At 73.1% G+C, this 18,938-nt stretch carries 18 protein-coding genes; 10 read left to right on the forward strand and 8 right to left on the reverse strand.

Going from position 1 to position 18,938, the window contains the following annotated elements:
* The first annotated feature begins 95 nt into the window (after nt 1-95).
* The 3 genes from VYL96_RS04370 (at nt 96) to VYL96_RS04380 (ending at nt 2,906) form a co-directional block, all read left to right on the forward strand.
* Entirely contained in the window at nt 96-1,505 is a 1,410-nt protein-coding gene (locus tag VYL96_RS04370) for an ATP-binding protein (protein WP_131885787.1), read from the forward strand.
* Complete coding sequence (locus VYL96_RS04375; protein WP_061229082.1) at nt 1,502-2,203, forward strand: LuxR C-terminal-related transcriptional regulator; 702 nt, start codon at nt 1,502-1,504, stop codon at nt 2,201-2,203. Before VYL96_RS04370 ends, VYL96_RS04375 begins: the two co-directional genes overlap by 4 nt.
* A gap of 82 nt (nt 2,204-2,285) precedes the next feature.
* Nucleotides 2,286-2,906, forward strand: a complete 621-nt coding sequence (locus VYL96_RS04380; RefSeq protein ID WP_061229081.1) for a GDSL-type esterase/lipase family protein — start codon at nt 2,286-2,288, stop codon at nt 2,904-2,906.
* Nucleotides 2,907-2,961: 55 nt separating this feature from the next.
* Here VYL96_RS04380 and VYL96_RS04385 read toward each other — a convergent pair whose 3' ends face one another.
* Nucleotides 2,962-3,363 carry a DUF6157 family protein gene (locus tag VYL96_RS04385; protein WP_061229106.1) on the reverse strand — a complete coding sequence of 134 codons (402 nt, stop codon included), beginning with the start codon at nt 3,361-3,363 and terminating at the stop codon, nt 2,962-2,964.
* A 124-nt stretch (nt 3,364-3,487) separates the two neighbouring features.
* On the opposite strand from VYL96_RS04385, the gene VYL96_RS04390 reads away from it, so the two are divergent.
* Complete coding sequence (locus VYL96_RS04390; protein WP_007630246.1) at nt 3,488-3,634, forward strand: hypothetical protein; 147 nt, start codon at nt 3,488-3,490, stop codon at nt 3,632-3,634.
* 2 nt (nt 3,635-3,636) lie between these two features.
* On the opposite strand, the gene VYL96_RS04395 is transcribed toward VYL96_RS04390, so the two are convergent.
* Nucleotides 3,637-4,590, reverse strand: a complete 954-nt coding sequence (locus VYL96_RS04395; RefSeq protein WP_061229080.1) for an L-lactate dehydrogenase — start codon at nt 4,588-4,590, stop codon at nt 3,637-3,639.
* Between the two features lie 195 nt (nt 4,591-4,785).
* Between VYL96_RS04395 and VYL96_RS04400 the strand changes: the two genes are divergently transcribed.
* Nucleotides 4,786-5,646: a DnaE2-dependent mutagenesis accessory factor ImuA' gene (locus VYL96_RS04400; protein WP_243699697.1), complete on the forward strand. Its 861-nt coding sequence runs from the start codon at nt 4,786-4,788 to the stop codon at nt 5,644-5,646.
* Entirely contained in the window at nt 5,643-7,295 is a 1,653-nt protein-coding gene (locus VYL96_RS04405; protein ID WP_061229104.1) for a DNA polymerase Y family protein, read from the forward strand. The genes VYL96_RS04400 and VYL96_RS04405 overlap by 4 nt, the downstream gene beginning before the upstream one ends.
* Nucleotides 7,296-7,345: 50 nt before the next feature.
* Here VYL96_RS04405 and VYL96_RS04410 read toward each other — a convergent pair whose 3' ends face one another.
* A complete protein-coding gene (locus VYL96_RS04410) occupies nt 7,346-7,987 on the reverse strand; it encodes an AMIN-like domain-containing (lipo)protein (protein ID WP_061229079.1) in 642 nt (213 codons plus the stop codon).
* Between the two features lie 86 nt (nt 7,988-8,073).
* Here VYL96_RS04410 and VYL96_RS04415 point away from each other — a divergent pair, with 86 nt between their 5' ends.
* Together VYL96_RS04415 and VYL96_RS04420 are read left to right on the forward strand one after the other, a co-directional pair.
* On the forward strand, nt 8,074-8,997 hold the full coding sequence (locus VYL96_RS04415) for a ferredoxin family protein (protein ID WP_082767732.1): 924 nt from the start codon (nt 8,074-8,076) through the stop codon (nt 8,995-8,997).
* A gap of 33 nt (nt 8,998-9,030) precedes the next feature.
* A complete protein-coding gene (locus VYL96_RS04420; RefSeq protein WP_174521549.1) occupies nt 9,031-12,354 on the forward strand; it encodes an error-prone DNA polymerase in 3,324 nt (1,107 codons plus the stop codon).
* Between the two features lie 91 nt (nt 12,355-12,445).
* On the opposite strand, the gene VYL96_RS04425 is transcribed toward VYL96_RS04420, so the two are convergent.
* Complete coding sequence (locus VYL96_RS04425; protein WP_061229077.1) at nt 12,446-13,477, reverse strand: SLAC1 family transporter; 1,032 nt, start codon at nt 13,475-13,477, stop codon at nt 12,446-12,448.
* Between the two features lie 106 nt (nt 13,478-13,583).
* Here VYL96_RS04425 and VYL96_RS04430 point away from each other — a divergent pair, with 106 nt between their 5' ends.
* Together VYL96_RS04430 and VYL96_RS04435 are read left to right on the forward strand one after the other, a co-directional pair.
* Nucleotides 13,584-14,975 carry an FAD-binding oxidoreductase gene (locus tag VYL96_RS04430; protein ID WP_243699698.1) on the forward strand — a complete coding sequence of 464 codons (1,392 nt, stop codon included), beginning with the start codon at nt 13,584-13,586 and terminating at the stop codon, nt 14,973-14,975.
* A gap of 83 nt (nt 14,976-15,058) precedes the next feature.
* Entirely contained in the window at nt 15,059-15,505 is a 447-nt protein-coding gene (locus tag VYL96_RS04435; RefSeq protein ID WP_061229075.1) for a hypothetical protein, read from the forward strand.
* A gap of 71 nt (nt 15,506-15,576) precedes the next feature.
* Here the strand turns inward: VYL96_RS04435 and VYL96_RS04440 are convergent, their stop codons facing one another.
* Genes VYL96_RS04440 through VYL96_RS04455 form a run of 4 tightly spaced genes read right to left on the reverse strand, consistent with a single transcriptional unit; the run spans nt 15,577 to nt 18,924 of the window.
* Nucleotides 15,577-16,263, reverse strand: a complete 687-nt coding sequence (locus VYL96_RS04440) for a metal-dependent transcriptional regulator (RefSeq protein ID WP_061229074.1) — start codon at nt 16,261-16,263, stop codon at nt 15,577-15,579.
* A complete protein-coding gene (locus VYL96_RS04445) occupies nt 16,260-17,129 on the reverse strand; it encodes a metal ABC transporter permease (RefSeq protein ID WP_061229073.1) in 870 nt (289 codons plus the stop codon). Before VYL96_RS04445 ends, VYL96_RS04440 begins: the two co-directional genes overlap by 4 nt.
* A complete protein-coding gene (locus tag VYL96_RS04450; RefSeq protein ID WP_061229072.1) occupies nt 17,126-17,944 on the reverse strand; it encodes a metal ABC transporter ATP-binding protein in 819 nt (272 codons plus the stop codon). The genes VYL96_RS04445 and VYL96_RS04450 overlap by 4 nt, the downstream gene beginning before the upstream one ends.
* Nucleotides 17,941-18,924: a metal ABC transporter substrate-binding protein gene (locus tag VYL96_RS04455; protein ID WP_407935071.1), complete on the reverse strand. Its 984-nt coding sequence runs from the start codon at nt 18,922-18,924 to the stop codon at nt 17,941-17,943. Before VYL96_RS04455 ends, VYL96_RS04450 begins: the two co-directional genes overlap by 4 nt.
* Nucleotides 18,925-18,938 lie beyond the last annotated feature (14 nt).

The raw sequence follows: 18,938 nt of genomic DNA on the forward strand, positions 1-18,938 counted from the left end.
CGGCACATCGGGGACCGACCCTGAGATCCGGACCCCCGGAATCTCGGGGTCACACCCCGATGCGACCCCGGGGTGGATCTGTGACGATGGCGGACATGAGTGAGAACGCGACGACCGGCCCGGTGTCCGGCTCGGCGTCCGGCCCGGCGTCCGGCTCGGCGTCCGGCCCGGCGCCGGCCAGTGCGGACCGGCCGGCGCTCCCCGGTCCGGCGGCGGCCACCGCAGACCGGCCAGAGTCACCCGGCCCGGGGTTGCCGTCGCGTCCGCCCGTCGCGCAGCCGGCCGGCTTCCGCTGGTACCCGCGGCTGACCCGCGTCCCTGACGGGTCCGTGGTCTCCGGGGTGTGCACGGGGTTGGCCGAGCACCTGGGCGTGCGGGTCACGCACGTTCGGGTGGTGATGGTCCTGCTGGCCACGCTGTCCGGCGCCGGGGTGGCGCTCTACGCGGCGTTGTGGGCGTTCACGTCGTCGACCCCCGCGCAGTCGTCTCCCGGCCCGTCGGCTCCCGCCACCTCGTCGGCCCCCGCGTCCTCGGGGTCGGCCGTGCCGGACCACCGCGAGCGAAGGCGCGGCGTGGCGCTGGCCGTCCTGGGAGTCGTGGGTTCGGTGCTGTCGTTCATGGTGACCACCGCGACGGGACTGCACGTCATCGTGCCCGTCGTGATCGTGGCCCTGGGTGCCGGGCTGGTCTGGCAGCAGTACGACGGCGGCGGAAGAGGGTCTCCACGCTCCGTCTTCGACTGGGCCAGGGTCACGGCAGGGGCCACCCTCGTCGTCGTCGGTCTCGCGGTCGTCGTGCTCGGCCAGGTCGAGCTCGCCGCCCTGCGGTCGTCCCTCCTGGCGGTCGTGGCGACGCTCGTCGGCGTGGGGCTCCTCAGCGTCCCCGTGGGCCTGCGCCTGTGGCGGTCGCTGGAGGAGGAACGCGCGGCGCGGATCCGCGAGGCCGAACGCAGCGACATCGCCTCCCACCTGCACGACTCCGTCCTGCAGACCCTGGCCCTCATCCAGAAGCGCTCCGACGACCCCGCGCAGGTGGCGCGCCTCGCCCGCCGGCAGGAACGCGAACTGCGGCAGGGGCTGTTCGGCGCCGGCTCCCGGATGTCCTCCGGCGCCGCGACGGTGGCCGGGGCGGTCGAGGTGATGATCGGCGACGTCGAGGACGTCTACGGTCTGCGGGTCGACCAGGTCGTGGTGGGCGGCGACGGCCCGGTCGGCGATGCCGAGGACGCCGTGCTGGGCGCCGTCCGCGAGGCGCTGGTCAACGTCGCCAAGCACGCGGGGGTCGACACCGCCGACGTGTTCGTCGAGAACGACGGGCGCGTCCTCAGCGCGTTCGTTCGCGACCGCGGCCGGGGCTTCGACCCCGACGCCGTGGACGGTGACCGGCACGGCCTGGCGCAATCCATCCGACATCGTGTGGAGAGTCGCGGGGGCACCGTGCGGGTGCGCAGTACGCTCGGGCGGGGGACCGAGATCGGGATCGAGATGCCGCTGGAGGGTGAATGACGGACGGGCCGTGTCGTGTGTTCCTCGTGGACGACCATGCGGTGTTCCGCAGCGGCGTCCGCGCCGAACTCGCCGGGCAGTCGGCGATCGAGGTGGTCGGCGAGGCCGGGTCGGTGGGGGAGGCCGTCGCCGGCATCGGTCGGGTGCGCCCCGACGTGGTGCTTCTCGACGTGCACATGCCCGACGGTGGCGGCGTGGCCGTGCTGCGGTCGGTGCTGGGCGCGGACCCGGGTGGCGTCGCCGATCCCGCCCGCGCCCCGGAGCCGACCTTCCTCGCGCTGAGCGTCTCCGACGCCGCCGAGGACGTGATCGCCGTGATTCGGGCCGGCGCCCGCGGTTACGTCACCAAGACCATCACCGGCGACGACCTCGCCGACGCGGTCCGCCGGGTGGCCGACGGGGACGCCGTGTTCTCCCCGCGTCTGGCTGGATTCGTGCTGGACGCCTTCGCCCGCGCCGCGCCCGGCCCCGAGGAACGCGGCGAACCCGTCCACGATCCCGAGGTCGACTCTCTCACCCCGCGCGAGAAGGAGGTCCTGCGGCTGCTGGCCCGCGGTTACACCTATCGGGAGATCGCCGAGGAGCTGTTCATCTCGGTCAAGACCGTGGAGACCCACGCCTCCAACGTCCTGCGCAAGACGCAGCAGTCCAACCGGCACGCCCTGACCCGCTGGGCGCAGTCGCGGCACCTGGACTGAGCGGCCGACACCGCTGCCGCGCCGGCCGTCCGCCCGCCCGAGACCGCCCCCGGCGATCCGGACGGCCCGATACGGTGACGGCATGAGCGAACCGCGTGACCTGCCCGTCTGCTTCATCGGTGATTCGTTCGTGGCCGGATACGGCGACGAGACGGGCCGCGGCTGGACCGCGCACCTGGTCGAGGCGGGTGCCCGCGAGGGGCTGAACCTGCACGCCACCGTCGCGGGGATCGGCGGGGACACGTCCGAGATGATCCTGGTCCGCTGGGACGAGGTGGACCGTCGGCGGGCGGCGTTCCCGACCACCGCGGTGATCGCGGAGTTCGGCGTCAACGACGTCATGGAGGTCGAGGGCGAGATGCGCGTCGACGAGGCGGGCACGGTCGCGGCGCTGCGCGGGATGATCGATCGGGCTCCCCGCGGGCGGTTCCTCGTGGTGGGTCCGCCACCGGTCGTGTGGGACGAGGTCAACGAGCGGATTGCCGCCCGCGCCGAGGCGATGGCCGCGGTGTGTGACGAGGCCCGCGTGCCGTTCGTGCCGACTTTCGACGTGTTGCTGGCGGGCGGAGCGTGGATGCGCGAGGTCGCCGTCGGTGACGGGGCCCACCCCGGCCCCGGCGGGTACGAGCAGTTCGCGGACGTCATCGTCGGCCCGGCGCTCGCGTGGCTGGGTTCGCTACCCGACGCCGAACCGGGCTACTAGCCGTCGACCGGGTTACTAGGCGTCGCACCGGCCCACTAGACGTCGAGCCGGGTCGCTAGCGGGAAGTCTTCATGGCGCGCCTGACCGTGACGGTCGGGTCGGCCTCGAGCTCGACCACGCGGGGCGAATCCATGGGCAGCAGCGCGATCCGTCCGTCGGCGTCGAAGTGCAGGGCCCATCCGTAGGTCTTGGCCAGGGGAGAGGTGCGCAGGCAGGGCTGGCCCTTGCCGAAGAATCGCTCGCGTTCGGCGGCGCGGTCGCTCTCCGGGATCCCCTTGCGCGCGCAGTGCACGTCGAACAGCAGGTCGTCGCTCGTCCACGTGTAGTCCGTGTCCGCGAGCCGCTCGTACTGCAGTTCGGCGACCGTGCCCTTCCCGGACGGTGGGACGGTCGCCGTCTCGGCCCGGGTGTCGGGGGCGGGCAGGATGAGCGTGTCGGTGTAGTTGGTGGTGTGCATGGCGAGCCTCCGGCCCTCGTCGCCCGGCATCCGGTGCCGGGCGGTGCTGTGCGGTCGTGCCGGACGGGGCGTCCGGTAACGTGAGTCTCGCCGTACGCCCGGTACGGCGGGAGGAGATTGTTGCATGTCCAACCCGCAGAACTCTGACCACAACGACGACAAGTCCGACGAGAAGGACGAGAGGGACAACCGTCCGGATTCGAAGGACGACCTCGCCGACGAGTGGGGCGACGAGTCCTTCCCGGCCAGCGATCCCCCCGGGGCTCCCTGAGCTCATCTCAGGATCTCGAACTGTTCGGACACCGCCCGCAGCGCGCTCGCGCTGCGGGCGAACTGTTCGCGCTCGGTGGTGTCGAGCTCCAGCTCCACCACCCGGTGCACGCCGGTCCGTCCGATCACGGCGGGCACCCCGATGAAGATCCCGTCCTCGCCGTACTCGCCGCGCAGCAGGGTGGACACGGGTAGGGAGACCTGTTCGTTGCGCAGCACGGCGCGGGTGATGCGGGCCAGGCCCATGCCGATGCCGTAGCTGGTGGAGCCCTTCGAGTCGATGATCCGGTAGGCGGCGTCCCGCGTCTCGGTGAAGATCTGTGCGAGCCGTTCCCGCTTGGCGGGGTCGCCGTCCAGGTCGCGGCGTAGCGGCACCCCGGAGACGTTGGCGGAGGAGAGCACCGGCAGTTCGGTGTCGCCGTGTTCGCCGATGATCGAGGCGTGCACGCTCATCGGGGCGACGCCGTAGTACTCGCCCAGCATGAACCGGAACCGTGCGGAGTCGAGGATCGTCCCGGACCCGATCACCTGCGCCGACGGCAGCCCGGAGTAGCGCCAGGTGGCCTGGGCGAGGATGTCGACGGGATTGGTGGCCACCAGCAGGATGCCGTCGAAGCCGGTCGCCATGACGTCGCCGACGATCCTCTCGAACAGCGTCATGTTCTTGCCCACCAGGTCGAGGCGGGTCTCGCCGGGCTTCTGGGCGGCCCCGGCGCAGATCACCACCATCGTGGCGTCGGTGCAGTCGTCGTGGGTGCCCTCGGTGACGAGGGTGGGGGAGGGCGCCCACACGACGCCGTGGTTGAGGTCCATGACCTCGCCCACGAGTTTGTCGCGGTCGATGTCGATGATGGCCAGATGGTCGGCCAGACCCTGGTTGACCAGCGCGTAGGCGTAGGCGATGCCGACGTCGCCGGCGCCGATGAGCACGATGCGGTTCCCGATGGAGGCCTTCATGGTCACCGAGGGTAGGCCCCCGGTACGACACGGCGGGCGTAGTCGCGGTGGACAACCGGGTGACGACGACGAGGAGAACCCGTCTCGAACAGGTGTTCTTGCGCGGTGTCGTACCCGTGGTGTTCACTGTTCCCGTGGTCGAAAAATAGTTCGATTACGTGCTCGACGGCGTGTCGCGCGTGACGGGAGGTTCTGATGATGGTAGTGGACGCTGCTGCTGTTGCCGATCTGGCCGACCTCGACACGGCGGACCGGGTCGCGGAACTGCGGCGCCGCCTGGCCGCGATGCCGGGCGGGGGTCCGCCCGCGGCCGCGCGGTCGACCGCGCCCTCGGTCCCGCGCCCGTCGGCTCCCGCCGTGCCGCCGCGCTCGACGACCCCGCCCGCGGCCGCCGCGCATCCGGAGGGCCCCGGAGACGTCGCGCCCGTCGTCGCGGGTCCCGCCCCCGTGGCGTCCGCACCCACCGGCGTCGCCGCCTCCGCTCCCGTCGCCGGCCCGACCGCGGCGCCCGCCGCGGCCGTGTCCGGCGTGGCCGTGCCGGAGTCCGTGGCGCATCTGGTGCCGGGCGGGGTGTTGCCCGCGGGCCGTGTCACGGCGGTCTCCGGCAGCGCCACCCTACGGGTCGGCCTGTTGGCCGCGGCCACGGCGTCCGGTGCCCGGTGCGCGGTCGTGGGATGGCCCGAGCTCGGGGTGGCGGCCGTGGCGGAACAGGGCGGTCGGTTGGACTGTCTGGCGCTCGTGCCCGATCCCGGCCCGGATCCGGCGGCGGTCGTGTCTGTCCTGCTCGACGGGCTGGACCTGGTCCTGCTCGGCCCGGCGGTCGCGGCCGTCGCCCCGTCGCGGGCGCGGGTGCTCGCCGGCCGGGTGCGGGCCGCGGGCGCGGTGCTCCTGGTGGGCCCGGGTTGGCCCGGCGCGGAGCTGACGCTGGCGGGGCGGCACTGCCGCTACGGCGGTCTGGGGGCGGGCACGGGCCGGCTGGCCTCGGTCTCCACCGTGGTGCGCTGCTCCGGACGGGCCGCGCCCGCCCGGACCGCGGAATGGGTGGCGGCGGGATGAGCGCCCGGGTCATGGCGGTGTGGTGCCCGGACTGGCCGGCGGTCGCGGCGGCCCGGGCCGAGGGGCACGGTCTCCACCTGCCGTTGGCGGTGATCGGACCCCGCGGGGTGCTGGCGTGCAACGCCGTCGCCCGTGCGGTGGGGGTGCGTCGTGGGTTGCGTCGGCGCGAGGCCCAGTTCCGCTGTCCGGAGCTCGTGGTGGTCGCCGCGGACCCGGCGCGGGACGCCGTGTGGTTCGAGCCCGTGGTGCAGGCGCTCGACGCCGTCGTCCCGGGGATCGAGGTGCTGAGGCCCGGCCTGTTCGTGTTCTCCGCGGCCGGGGCGCTGCGTTTCCACGGCGGGGTCGAGCAGGTCGTCACCCGTGTGGTCGACGCGGTGGCCGCGGCGGGGGTGGAGTGCCAGGTGGGACTCGCCGACGAACTGCCCACGGCCGTGCTCGGCGCCCGTGGCTCGGCGCTGTTGGAGCCGGGTGGGGACGCCGACTACCTGGCGGGTCTGCCCGTGGAGGCGCTCGTGGTGGAACCCGCGCTGGGGGATCCCGAGATGCTGTCGGAGCTGGTCGGCCTCCTGCACCGCCTCGGCGTGCGGACGCTGGGCGATTTCGCGGCCCTCCCGCCGCGGGACGTGGCCACCCGTTTCGGTGAGGCCGGGTCGGTGGCGCACCGGATCGCCCGCGCGGTCCCGTGGCGCCCGCCGTCGGTGACCGCGGTGCCCACGGGCTCGGCGGTCGAGCACCGGTGCGATCCGCCCCTGGAGCGGGTCGACGAGGCGGCGTTCCTCGGCCGGCGGCTGGCGGGGGAACTACACGCCGTGCTCGCCGCGGCCGGGGTCTCGTGTCTGCGGCTGTCCATCACGGCCCGGGTCGAGGGGGGCACGGAGGTCAACCGGGTGTGGCGGTGCTCGTCGCCGCTCACCCCGGAGGGCACCGCCGACCGGCTGCGCTGGCAACTCGAGGGCTGGCTCACCGGCACCGCGATCGCCGGCGGGGTCGGGGGCGCGGTCACCGCCCTCGTCCTGGAACCGGTGGAGGTCGTCCCCGCCGGCCGCGTCCAGGAGGGGCTGTGGGGAGAGGCCGGGCTCGCGGAGGCCCGCGTCCACCGCGCGCTCGTTCGCGTCCAGGGACTGCTCGGACCCGAGGCCGTCCGGGTGCCGGTGGAGGTGGGTGGCCGCGGTCCTGCCGACCGGGTGCGCTGTCTGCCGTACGGGGACGCCCCGGCCGACCCCGTGGCCCGCGGCCCGTGGCCGGGTGCGCTGCCCGCGCCCTCGCCGTCGGTGGTGTGGCCCGGACCGGGCTACCGGCTCGAGATCCGCGAGAACGGTGACCCGGGGGCCGCCGTCGCGGCGCGGGTCCCGCTCGCCGGGGGAGTCGTGCTGCGCAGCGCGGAGGGGGCGGCCGTCGGGGTGAACCCACGCGGTCTGCTCAGCGCGCGACCCGCCGTCATCGAGGTGGGCGGTCGCCGCTGCGCGTTGCTCGGGTGGTCGCGGCCGTGGCCGATCGACGAGGCCTGGTGGGAGCCCACGCCCGACGGGGAACCCCGCCGGCCCCGGGCCCGCATGCAGGTCGTCCCCGAGCGTGCGGCCGCGTTGCTGCTCTGCGGCGTACTCGGGGACGGGTCGGAGAACTGGACGGTCGAGGGGGTCTACGAATGATGATCCGGTCGCTCACGCCCCGGTCGGCCGTGCCCGGCCCCGGGTCGCGATCAGCGCTCGACGTCCACCACCAGACGGGTCGGGTTCTGCAGGAGGAAGGCGGAGAAGGCGCGATCGGTGCCCTCGAGGCCGATCACCGCCTGCGCCTGTCCCTCGAACTGTCCCGCGAACGCCACGCCGGCCACCCCGGTGGCGTCGTCACCCGTCACGGTGCCCACCGGGACCTCCTCCATGTCGGTCTCGGTCGGCAGGATCTGGCCTCCGATCATCACCTGGAGAAACGAGTCGCCCGGTACCTCCACGGGAAAACCGCTGCCCTGCTGGGCGGGGGCGTCCACGTAGTCCACGGAGTAGCTCGGGACGCCGCGACCGTCGAGCTCGAAGACCACGCGGTCCTCACCCTGGTAGTCGCCCATCCGGATCTCGGACACGACCAGCTCGGCGCGCCCTGCGGCGGCATCCGGGGTCTCGCTCTTGGGGGCGGAGTCCGCCGGACCGGCCGTGGGGTCGGCGGCCTCGGTCTCCTCCGGGGACAGGTTCTGCGCCAGGGCGGCCGGCGAGGAGCCGGCGGTGGTCGTCTGGCTCGTGGCGGGGGCGTCGGTCGAGGTGTCGGTCCCGCACCCCGCCACTGCCAGGGACACGGCGGTGGTCAGTGCGGCGGCCGCGGCGAAGCGGCGGTGTCGGGTACGCATGGCCCCACCCTAAATCCCTCTCATCACTTTTGTCCCACAAGGTGGCTACAGTTACACCACTTCGCACGGTGGGGCACCATGGGGGCGTGTCAGTCATCGATCCCGCCCCAGTCCCCGCCTGGTGTTCGCTCCAGTCGGCCGACGAACCACCGGCCGGCACCGCTGCCCACGAGGAGTCGTGGGTGTTGCTCGAGGTCCCCGCGCGATGGGGTCGCGACATCTTCGACGGAGAGGCGCTGGGCGACGAGCTCTCCGAGCGCCTCAAGAAGCACGTATCCGACTGCGGGTCCCGCATGCTGTTCATCAGGCGACCCGGCCGCGAGGGCCAACGCATCGACCGGCACCGCTTCTATCTCTGTGACACGCGGCCCGGTCGGCGGAACATCAGGGTCGGCCGCGTCGACCGCCCCGCAGACATGCTCGACCTCGATCTCTCACCCGGCGGACACGTGGACGGCACCCGTGAGGTCGAGGGGCCCGTGGTCCTCGTCTGTACCCACGCCAAGCGCGATCAGTGCTGCGCCGTCCGGGGCCGACCGGTCGTGGCCGGACTCGAGTCCCGTCTCGGGGACCGTCTGTCCTCGCTCGATCAGGACTCCGCGGTGTGGGAGTGCTCCCACACCGGCGGACACCGCTTCGCCCCGGTCCTGCTGCTGCCCGGGACCGGGTACACCTACGGGCCCGCGGAGACCGATCTCGCGGTCCGCATCGTCGAGGCCGAACTGGACGGCCGGGTCGTCACCGAGCACCTGCGGGGGCGCAGCACGTGGCCGCCGGCCGGGCAGGTCGCGGAGGTCGCCGTCCGCGACTCCGGAGTGGAGGCGGGGATCGACGACCTCGTCGTCGACATCGACCCGGACGACCCGCACGTGGCCGTCGTCCAGCACACTGACGGCCGCGCCTGGCGCGTCGAGACCGGTACACGCCCGCTCCCGCCCCGCGCGCAGAGCTGCCGCAAGCCACCGGGCAAGGCCTCCGCATGGGTCGTGGAGTCCCTCACCCGGCTCTGACCGCACCCACCGGCACCGGGCGGGTGAGCCCCGGTGAACTGGTACCACGGGCCCAGGAGCTGGGGAGAGCTCGAACGGGTGCTGTCCGGGCGGCCGAACCCGCGCGGGCCGGAGAACCCCCATCCCGGCGACGGCAGCGACGCCCCCGCATGGTCGCGCACGCGGGGTGACTACACGCCCCCGCAGCGACCGCGCGTCCAGGGACGCGTGCCGTACGCGGAGCTGCACGCACACACGGCGTTCAGCTTCCTCGACGGTGCGTCCTCGCCCGAGGCGATGGCGGAGGCCGCGGCCGACCTGGGGCTCACGGCCCTCGCGATCACCGACCACGACGGCCTGTACGGGGTGGTGCGTTTCGCCGAGGCCGCCTCCGAGCTGGGCCTGGCTACGGTGTTCGGGGCGGAGCTGTCCCTGCCGGGTGGCGAGCACCTGCTCGTTCTCGCCAGGGGGCAGGAGGGGTACCGCCGGCTGTCCCGCGCGATCGCCCGCGCCCACCTGCGAGGCGGGGCCAAGGGCGAGCCGCGGTACGAGATCACGGAGCTCGCGGAGGCGGCCGGGGGCCACTGGTACGTGCTCACCGGGTGCCGACGCGGCCGCGTCCGTCGCGCGCTGGAACGCGGCGGCACCGGAGCCCCCGATTTCGACACCGAGGCGGCCGGTACGACCCTGGACCAGTTGGTCGAGCTGTTCGGGCGGGACAGGGTGGTCGTGGAACTCACCTGCCACGGGGTGCCCGAGGACACCGAGCGGTGCGACGCGCTGGCCGGACTCGCGGCCCGGGCGGGACTGCCCGTCGTGGCCACGACCGCCGCCCACTGCGCGGGGCCCGAGGACGCGCGGCTGGCCTCGGTCATGGCGGCCCTCGGCGCGCGTGACGCGCTCGAGACCCACGCCGCACACCTGCCCGCGGCGGGCGGCGCCCACCTGCGCTCGGGAGAGGAGATGGCCGACCTGTTCGACCGGTGGCCCGACGCCGTCGCCGGGGCCGACAGGCTGGGGCGGGAGTGCGCGTTCGACCTGAAACTCATCGCTCCGCAGCTGCCGCCGTTCGACGTCCCCGAGGGCCACACCGAGGACACCATTCTCGCCGAGCTCGCCTACGCCGGCGCCGCCCGTCGCTACGGCACCCGCGAGGAGATGCCGGAGGCGTACGCGCAGATCGACCGCGAGCTGAAGGTGATCGCCGAGCTGGGTTTTCCCGGGTACTTCCTCGTGGTCCACGACATCGTCGAGTTCTGCCGCCGCGAGGGCATCCTCTGCCAGGGCCGGGGCTCGGCCGCCAACTCGGCGGTCTGCTACTCCCTGGGCATCACCAACGTCGACCCGGTGCGCGCCCACCTCCTCTTCGAGCGGTTCCTGGCGCCCGAGCGCGACGGTCCGCCCGACATCGACGTGGACATCGAGTCCGGTCGTCGGGAGGAGGCCATCCAGTACGTCTACTCCCGGTACGGCCGGGACTACGCCGCCCAGGTGGCCAACGTCATCACCTACCGAGGACGCTCGGCGGTGCGGGACGTGGCCCGGGCGCTCGGGTACTCCCCGGGACAGCAGGACGCCTGGTCCAAGAGCGTCGACCGGTGGTCGGGGCTGAAGAACCACGAGCGGGAGGCCACCGAGCACACCGTCCCGCCCGACGTGCTCGCGCTGGCACGACAGCTCGTCGGCCTGCCCCGACACCTGGGCATCCACTCCGGCGGCATGGTGATCTGTGACCGCCCGGTGGCCGACGTGGTGCCCGTCGAATGGGCGCGGATGCCGGGCCGGACGGTGCTGCAGTGGGACAAGGACGACTGCGCGGCGGTCGGACTGGTCAAGTTCGACATGCTAGGTCTGGGCATGCTCACCGCACTCCACCACGCCATCGACCTGGCGGCCGAACACAAGGACCTCGACGTGGACCTGGCCAAGCTCGATCTCGCGGACCCACAGGTCTACGAGATGCTGTGCCGCGGCGACTCCGTGGGCGTGTTCCAGGTGGAGTCGCGTGCCCAGATGGCCACCCTGCCCCGGCTGCGACCGCGGACGTTCTACGACCTCGTGGTGGAAGTCGCCCTCATCCGCCCGGGCCCCATCCAGGGCGGTTCCGTCCACCCCTACATCCGCCGACGCAACGGGCGGGAGAAAGTGGAATTCGATCATCCCGCCCTGGAAGAGGTACTGGGACGGACGTTGGGGATCCCGCTGTTCCAGGAGCAGCTCATGCAGATCGCCACGGTGATCGCCGGCTTCACCGGCGCGGAGGCCGACCAGCTGCGCCGGGCGATGGGGGCCAAGCGGTCCCCGGAACGGATGGCGCGGCTGAAGGAGCGGTTCTTCGCGGGCATGCGCGAACTGCACGGTATCGGCACCAGTCCGCCGGGGACCCCGTACACCGGCCCGGAGGTGGGGGAGCGGATCTGGGAGAAGATGTGCGCCTTCGCCAACTACGGCTTCCCCGAGAGCCACTCCCAGTCCTTCGCCGCGATCGTCTACTACTCCGCGTGGTTCAAGTGTCACCACCCGGCGATCTTCTGCGCCGCCCTGCTGCGCAGCCAGCCCATGGGCTTCTACTCACCCCAGTCGCTGGTGGCCGACGCCCGCAGACACGGCGTCACCGTGCACCGGCCGTGCGTCAACCGCTCGCTCGGCGGCGCCACATGCGAGAACGACGGAACCGAGGTGCGCCTCGGCCTGGAGTCCGTGAGGGCGATCGGGGAGGATCTGGCCACCGCGATCGCCGACGAGCGCGACAGTCACGGCCCCTACACCTCCGCGGCCGACCTCGCCGGGCGCACCGGACTGTCCGTCCGGCAGATGGAGGCACTGGCCACCGCCGGTGCGCTCGACTCGCTCGGCACGGGTGGACGCCGCGCGGCCCTGTGGTCGGCGGCCACCGCGGCCCGTGAGAAGCCCGGCATGCTGCCCGGGCTCAGTCAGGTCGACGCCCCCGCACTCCCCGGGATGAGTCTCCTCGAACTGACCTCCGCGGACCTCGCCGCCACCGGCATCAGCCCGGAGGAGTACCCGACCGTCCACGCCCGGCCGTGGCTCGACTCCCAGGGGGTGTGCACCACCGCCGGGCTCGCGCACGTCCCCGACGGCAGCCGCATCCGGGTCGCCGGGGCGGTCACCCACCGACAGCGGCCCGCCACCGCGGAGGGCGTGACCTTCCTCAGCCTCGAGGACGAGACCGGTATGACCAATATCGTCTGCTCGGTCGGGCTGTGGGCGCGCTACCGGCCGATCGTCTCCTCGGCCCCGGCGCTCATCGTCCGCGGCACGGTGGAGAACCGCTCGGGCGCGGTCAGCGTGGTGGCGGACAAGATCGAACGGCTCCACCTGGGCATGGCCATCGGCCGCAGCAGGGACTTCCGGTGACACCCCGGGACGGCGTCAGAGGCGCCACGTCGAGGGGCGGCGTCAGAGACGTCGAGGGGCGGAGCCAGAGAGGCCACGCCGACGGACGGCGTCAGGCGGCCCGCGCCGAGGCGATCGCGCGGACGCTGGCGACCGCGCACACCACCCAGATGGCGATGAGCACCGCCACCGTCAGCAGGCTCGCCGCATGCCATCCGAGGTAATGAGCGCCCAGGCCGCAGGTCGACAACGGATAGGTCATCGCCCACCACCCCGGGGTGAACGGCATCCGGGCCAGGAACCCCCGCACCGTCGTCAGAACCGCGAACGCGCCAAGTCCCGCACCGGCGACCAGCACGGTGGCCCCGTACACCCGGGCCACACCCGCCAGTGCCGGACCCGAGAGCACCTGGGCCGCCGCCGTGGACTGTCCCACGATCCCCAGCGGAATCCACGTCGAGGTCGACAGCACCACCGGCACCGGCGTGCGGAACCACGCATGGTGGTACGCCATCACGATCACCGCGCCCCCCAGCGCCAGGGCCAGCACGAAGCAGAACACGCACGCCGCCGACAACAGGACCCTGGCGGCATCCGACTCGAACTGCCTGGCGATCACGCCACCCGCCGTCGCCGAGACCATGGGCGGCACCATCGGCAACGCCCACGTGGGGAGCGGATGGTCGGGTCGCGTGGCGAACAGCCACACCGCGAACCCCACCGCCGTGGCCAGGCCGAGCACCGTGCCCGCGGCCCACAACGCCACGTCCACACCGAAGGCGATCCACGACAGCATCGGCGCGTGGGCCTCCACCACGATGAACGTCGACGACCCCACCGCGAGCAGTCCCATCGAGACCATGCCCCACAGCGGGAGCATCGCCGCGTCACGCACAGAGGCCGTCCACATGTCCGGATCGCGCGCCACCGACCTGGCGAACCCCGCGCCCAGCCCGACCAAGAGCACCCAACCCGCGACGAGCATGACCACCGCTGCCGGGGAGAAGCCGGGCACCCGCACCGAGTGGATCTGCAGGAGCGTGGCCAGGCCACCGGTTCCCATCACCGCGCCGAACCACGCAGGCCCCGGGCCGGGAACAGCGGGCGCCGCAGGTCCTCGTCCTGCTCCGGGGGTCTCGGTCACCAGGACACTATGCCCCCGGCCGACCCCGCGCGAAGAACCGGGGGGAGGGCGCGGACCATGCACGGATACCGCGGCGGCAGGCTGGGCGAGGCCGTACCTTCGGGTCATGAGCGTCCCCTCCGCCGACCGTCATCCCGCCGCGGCACTCGACGACCTCCGCACCCGTCTCGACCACTCACACCTCATCACCGACCCCGACGTCCTGCAGAGCTACCGGCAGGACTGGGCCAAGGCCCCCGACCCCGGTATGCCCCTCGCCGTGGTGCGCGCACGCACCACCGAGGACGTCCAGGAGGTCATGCGCTGGGCGAGCACCCACTCCGTGCCGGTCGTCCCGCGCGGCGCGGGATCCGGGTTGTCCGGCGGCGCCACCGCCGTGGACGGCGGGATAGTCCTGTCCACGGAACTCATGCGCGACCTCCACGTCGACCCCGTCACCCGCACCGCCACCGTCCAGCCGGGGCTGTACAACGCCGAGGTCAAGCAGGCCGTCGCCGAGCACGGCCTCTGGTACCCGCCGGACCCGTCCTCCTACGAGATCTGCTCGATCGGCGGCAACATCGCGACCAACGCCGGCGGACTGTGCTGCGTGAAGTACGGCGTCACCACCGACTACGTCCTCGGGATGACTGTCGTCCTGGCCGACGGCACCGCCGTCCGACTCGGCGGACCGCGGCTCAAGGACACCGCCGGACTCAGCCTGACGAAGCTGTTCGTCGGCAGCGAGGGGACCCTGGGGATCGTCACCGAGACCATCCTGCGGCTCATCCCCGCCCAACCACCGCGGTCGACGGTGGTGGGGATCTTCCCCGACGTCGTGGCGTGCAGCGAGGCGGTCCTGGCCATCACCCGGCGGATCCGCCCCGCGATGCTCGAGTTCATGGACACCGTCAGCATCCGCGCCGTCGAGGCGGACCTGCGGATGGGTCTCGACACCGACGCCGGCGCCATGCTGCTCGCCCAGTCCGACCTGACCGGACCCGACCGCGCGGCCGAGACCGAGTTCATGGCCGAGGCCTTCCGCACCCACGGCGCCACCGAGGTCTTCGCCACCGACGACCCCGACGAGGGCGAACAGTTCACCATGGCGCGCCGGGCCGCGTTCACGAGCCTGGGCAAGGTCGGGACCCTGCTCCTCGAGGACGTCGGCGTGCCGCTGCCCTCGCTGCCCCGGCTCGTCGCGGGAATCGAGGAGATCTCCGCGCGTCGGGACGTCCCGATCGCCCTCGTCGCCCACGCCGGGGACGGCAACACCCACCCCATCATCGTCCTCACCGACGACGACCCGGACCGCGCCGAGCGGGCCCGTCTGGCGTTCGGCGAGGTGATGGACCTCGCGATCGGGATGGGCGGCACGATCACGGGCGAGCACGGCGTCGGACGACTCAAGGCACCCTGGCTGCCCGCGCAGCTGGGCGACGACGTCATGGACCTGACCCGACGCATCAAGAACGCGCTCGACCCGCAGGGGATTCTCAACCCCGGCACGATGCTGTAGCGGCCGCTTCGGAACGGAATCAGGCCCGATCCCGGGGGATCTCCCCGATGCACGGTCGCGCCCGGACGACGAGCATCCCCCTCATGGCCACCGACCGACTCTGCCTGCTGCTCTACCGGTCCCTGCTGCTGACGACCGCGGCGGTGGCGCTCGGCCTGGGCGTCGCCGCCGGCCTCGAGGCGCCCAGCATCACACCCGAATACCAACTCACCGGCTACTGGCGCGCCTACGGGCTGCTCGTCTTCGCGGCCCTGTCCGCCTACCTCGGCGCGACCCCGCCCGGAGCGGCCGTGCTGTGGCTGGTCGTGATCTTCCACAAGGCGTCCATGACCATGACCGCCGTGCTCCTGCTCCGCCACGACGTGACCGGCGCGCCCGCCGCGGCCGCGATCGACGGGGCGATCGCCCTGGCCACGCTCCTCGCGCTCGGTCTGCGACGGCCCGCCGCGCGGGCGGCCCGACCTGATCGCCCGGCCACCGCCGCCCCCACCAGCACCCGACCTCCGGCCACCGTCCCCCACGCCGCCTGAGCGACCGCGGGGGAGCGGGGCGGACGCGGACCTCGTCGTCGTCGTCCCCCCGCCGCCCGGTGCGCCCGACGTCAGTCGTCGACGCGGACCCGCACCGCCGCGGCCACCGGCGTGCCCACCTGCACGACCCGGCCCGCCAGCGACACCGAGATGATCCCCAACTCGACCTGCCGGGAGACCACCTCCACGGGGGAATCGGGGCGCAGGCCGATCTCGGCGAGGTGGCGCAGGACGGCGTTGTCACGGTCGGAGACCCGCGTCACCACACCCGTAGAGCCCTCTTCGACGCGATCCAGCGGGGTGTCGCCGAGCGGGTCGAGGTGGCCGTCGCGGGTGGGGATGGGATCGCCGTGGGGATCGCGGCGCGGGTGGTCGAGGAACACGTCGAGGGCGTCGACGAACCGGTCCGAGACCACGTGCTCCAGCGCGTCGGCCTCGGCGTGCACCTCGTCCCACGGGTACTCCAGGCACCGGGAGAGGAAGGTCTCGATGATCCGGTGCCGCCGCACCATCGCCACCGCGAACGACCGACCCGCCTCCGTGAGCACCACCGGCGCGTACGGCCGGTGCTCGGCCAGGCCCATCGTGACCAGCTTGCGGACGCCCTCGCTCACGGAGGACGGTGACGCGCCGAGACGCTCCGCCAGCGCGCTCGAGGTCACCGGGTCGTCGCCGGCGCCGAGAGCGTGCACGGCCATGAGGTAGGCCTGGATCGTCGGGGTGAGGTCGGCGAGGGCTCTCGGCGGGTCGACGGTCATGTGGCCATCATCCCCGATCGTCGACCGCGGGCGCCCGCCACCGCCCGCGGGATCACCCCGCGCCGGGGCGCGAGCAGCTGCGCCACCGCGAAGATGACCGCCTGGGTGAGGACCACGACCGGACCGGGCGGGAGGTCGGCGTAGTAGCCGAGGTACAGGCCGGTGACACCGCCGATCAGGGCGACGACGACGGCGAGGATCATCGTCCCCCGCATCGTGTCCGCGACCAACTGGGCGGTCGCGCCCGGGATGATGAGCGTCGCCACGACCAGGATCACCCCCACGGACTGCACCCCGGCGACCGTCGCGGTGGCCAGCGTCGCCAGCAGCAGGGCGGTGAGCGCCCGGGTGCGCAGCCCCAGGGTGTGGGCGTGGAGCCGGTCGAACGCCAGCAGGATCAGGTCGCGCCGGAACGTCAGCAGCACGATCACCGTGAAGGCGGCCACGACGAGCACCTGCACGAGGTCGGAGTCGCGGACGCCGAGCACGGAACCGAACAGGATCGAGTGCAGGTCCTGCTGGGTGGGGAACCGGGCGATCAGCACGAGACCGAACGAGAACAGGGCCGTGAACACGATGCCCATCGCGGCGTCCGGCCGCACCGTCCCGCTCTCGCGGACCGCGCCGATCAGCCACACGGCGACGAGGGCGGCGACGAGGGCGCCGACCGCGAACGGGATGCCGGTCAGCGCCGCGATCACCACTCCCGGCAGGACCGCGTGCGACACGGCGTCGCCCATGAGCGACCACCCCATGTGGACCAGCCAGCAGCTCAGCAGTGCGCCGGCGACCCCGGAGGCCGTCACCACGAGCAGCGCGCGGCGCATGAACTCGTACGACATCGGTTCGGTGAGCAGTTCGATCACGAGACGGCCCGATCGGTGACAGGGGACGCGGCGGCGCCCCGGGCGGAGTCGGCGGCCCCGGGGAGGCGGGCCCCGAGCAGGGTCGACAGGACATGCGGCGTCGTGGTCTCGGCGACCGGGCCGTGGGCGACCAGGCGGCCGTTGAGCAGGGCCACCGAATCGGCTAGCCGCTCGACCGTGCCCAGGTGGTGGGTGGAGACCAGCGCGGTGCGGCCGCCGGCGGTGAGCTCGCGCAGGACGTCGATGTAGACCTCCTCGCTGCCGGCGTCCATCCCGTTGAACGGCTCGTCGAGCAGGAGCAGGTCGGCTTCCTGGGCCAGGCAGCGCGCCAACATGACCCGGCGACGCTGGCCGCCCGAGAGCTCGCCGATGCGACGCGCCGCGAGCCCGGACAGGCCCACCCTCTCGAGGGCGTCCGCCACGGCGGCGCGGTCCCGTCCCGACGGCCGACGCCACGGCCCGGTGAAGTGCCGACGGCCCTGCATGACGACCTCGGCTGCCGTGACGGGGAAATGCTCGTCGATGCCGTCGGCCTGCGGCACCGCCGCGACTCGTCCGCTGCGCAGCGCGCCGCGGACGGACGTGCCGAGGAGGCGGACGGAGCCCGCCGTGGGGGTGACCAGGCCGAGCAGTGCCTGCAGGAGGGTCGACTTACCGGAGCCGTTGGGGCCGAGCAGGACGGTGATCTCGCCCCTCGGCGCGGACAGCGACACCGCGTCGAGGGCCCGGACCTGTCCCCGGTCGACGGTGAGATCGGAGACGACGACGGCGGCAGGGCCGGCGTCCGGGGAGAAGGGCAGTGGCCGATCGGTCATGAGGTCAGCTCCCGGGTGATCGTCTCGAGGTCGTGGTCGAGGAGGTCGAGATAGGTGGGCACGGGCCCGGTGGGGCCGGAGAGCGAGTCGACGTACAGCAGGCCCGCCAGGCGGCTGCCGGTCTCGGCGGCGACCTGCTCCATGGCGGCGTCGGAGACCGTCGACTCGCAGAACACGGCGGGGATCTCCCGCTCGCGGATCCGGTCGATCAACGCGGTGACCTGCCGGGGCAGGCCCTGGTTCTCGCTGTTGACCGGCCACAGGTACAGCTCTTCCAGCCCGAGGTCGCGGGCCAGGTAGGAGAAGGCGCCCTCGCAGGTGACGAGCACGCGACGGTCCTCGGGCACCGACGCCACCGCCTCGCGGGCGCGGACCGCCATCGCCTGCAGGTCGGCGACGTAGCCCTCGGCGCGGGCGCGGTACTCCGTCGCACCGTCCGGATCGAGGTCGGCGAGGGCGCCGGCGATCGCGCGGACGTAGCGTGCGCCCTCGACCGGCGACATCCACGCGTGGGGATTGGGCCGGCCGGTGTAGTTGCCCGCACGGATGGGCAGGGGCTCGATTCCGTCCGTGGTGACGAGGTGGGCGGCGTCGGTCCCGTCGATGAACCGCAGGAGCCAGTCGTCCATCCCCAGCCCGTTGCTCACCACGAGGTCCGCGCCTTCGACCCGCTTGAGGTCCTCGACGGTCGGCTCGTACTGATGTACGTCGGCGCCCGGCGTGGTGACCGACTCGACCACCACGCGGTCGCCGCCGACGCGCCCGACCATGTCGGCCAGGATCGTGAACGTCGTGGCCACCACCACCCGGCCCCCTGACGCGTCGGACCTCTGGCGGTCGTCGACGTCCGCCGGGCCGGTGGCGCCGACCGCGCACCCGGACAACAGCGCGAGCGCAGTGGTGAGCGCTGTGGCGCGCGCTGCGGCGGCTGCTCGACGGGGGGCGGCGCTACGGGTGACAGCGCCTCTGAGTTTCGGCATACCGAAACTTTAAA

Origin of the sequence: Dietzia maris, assembly GCF_036287335.1 — a bacterium.
Lineage (GTDB): Bacteria > Actinomycetota > Actinomycetes > Mycobacteriales > Mycobacteriaceae > Dietzia > Dietzia cinnamea.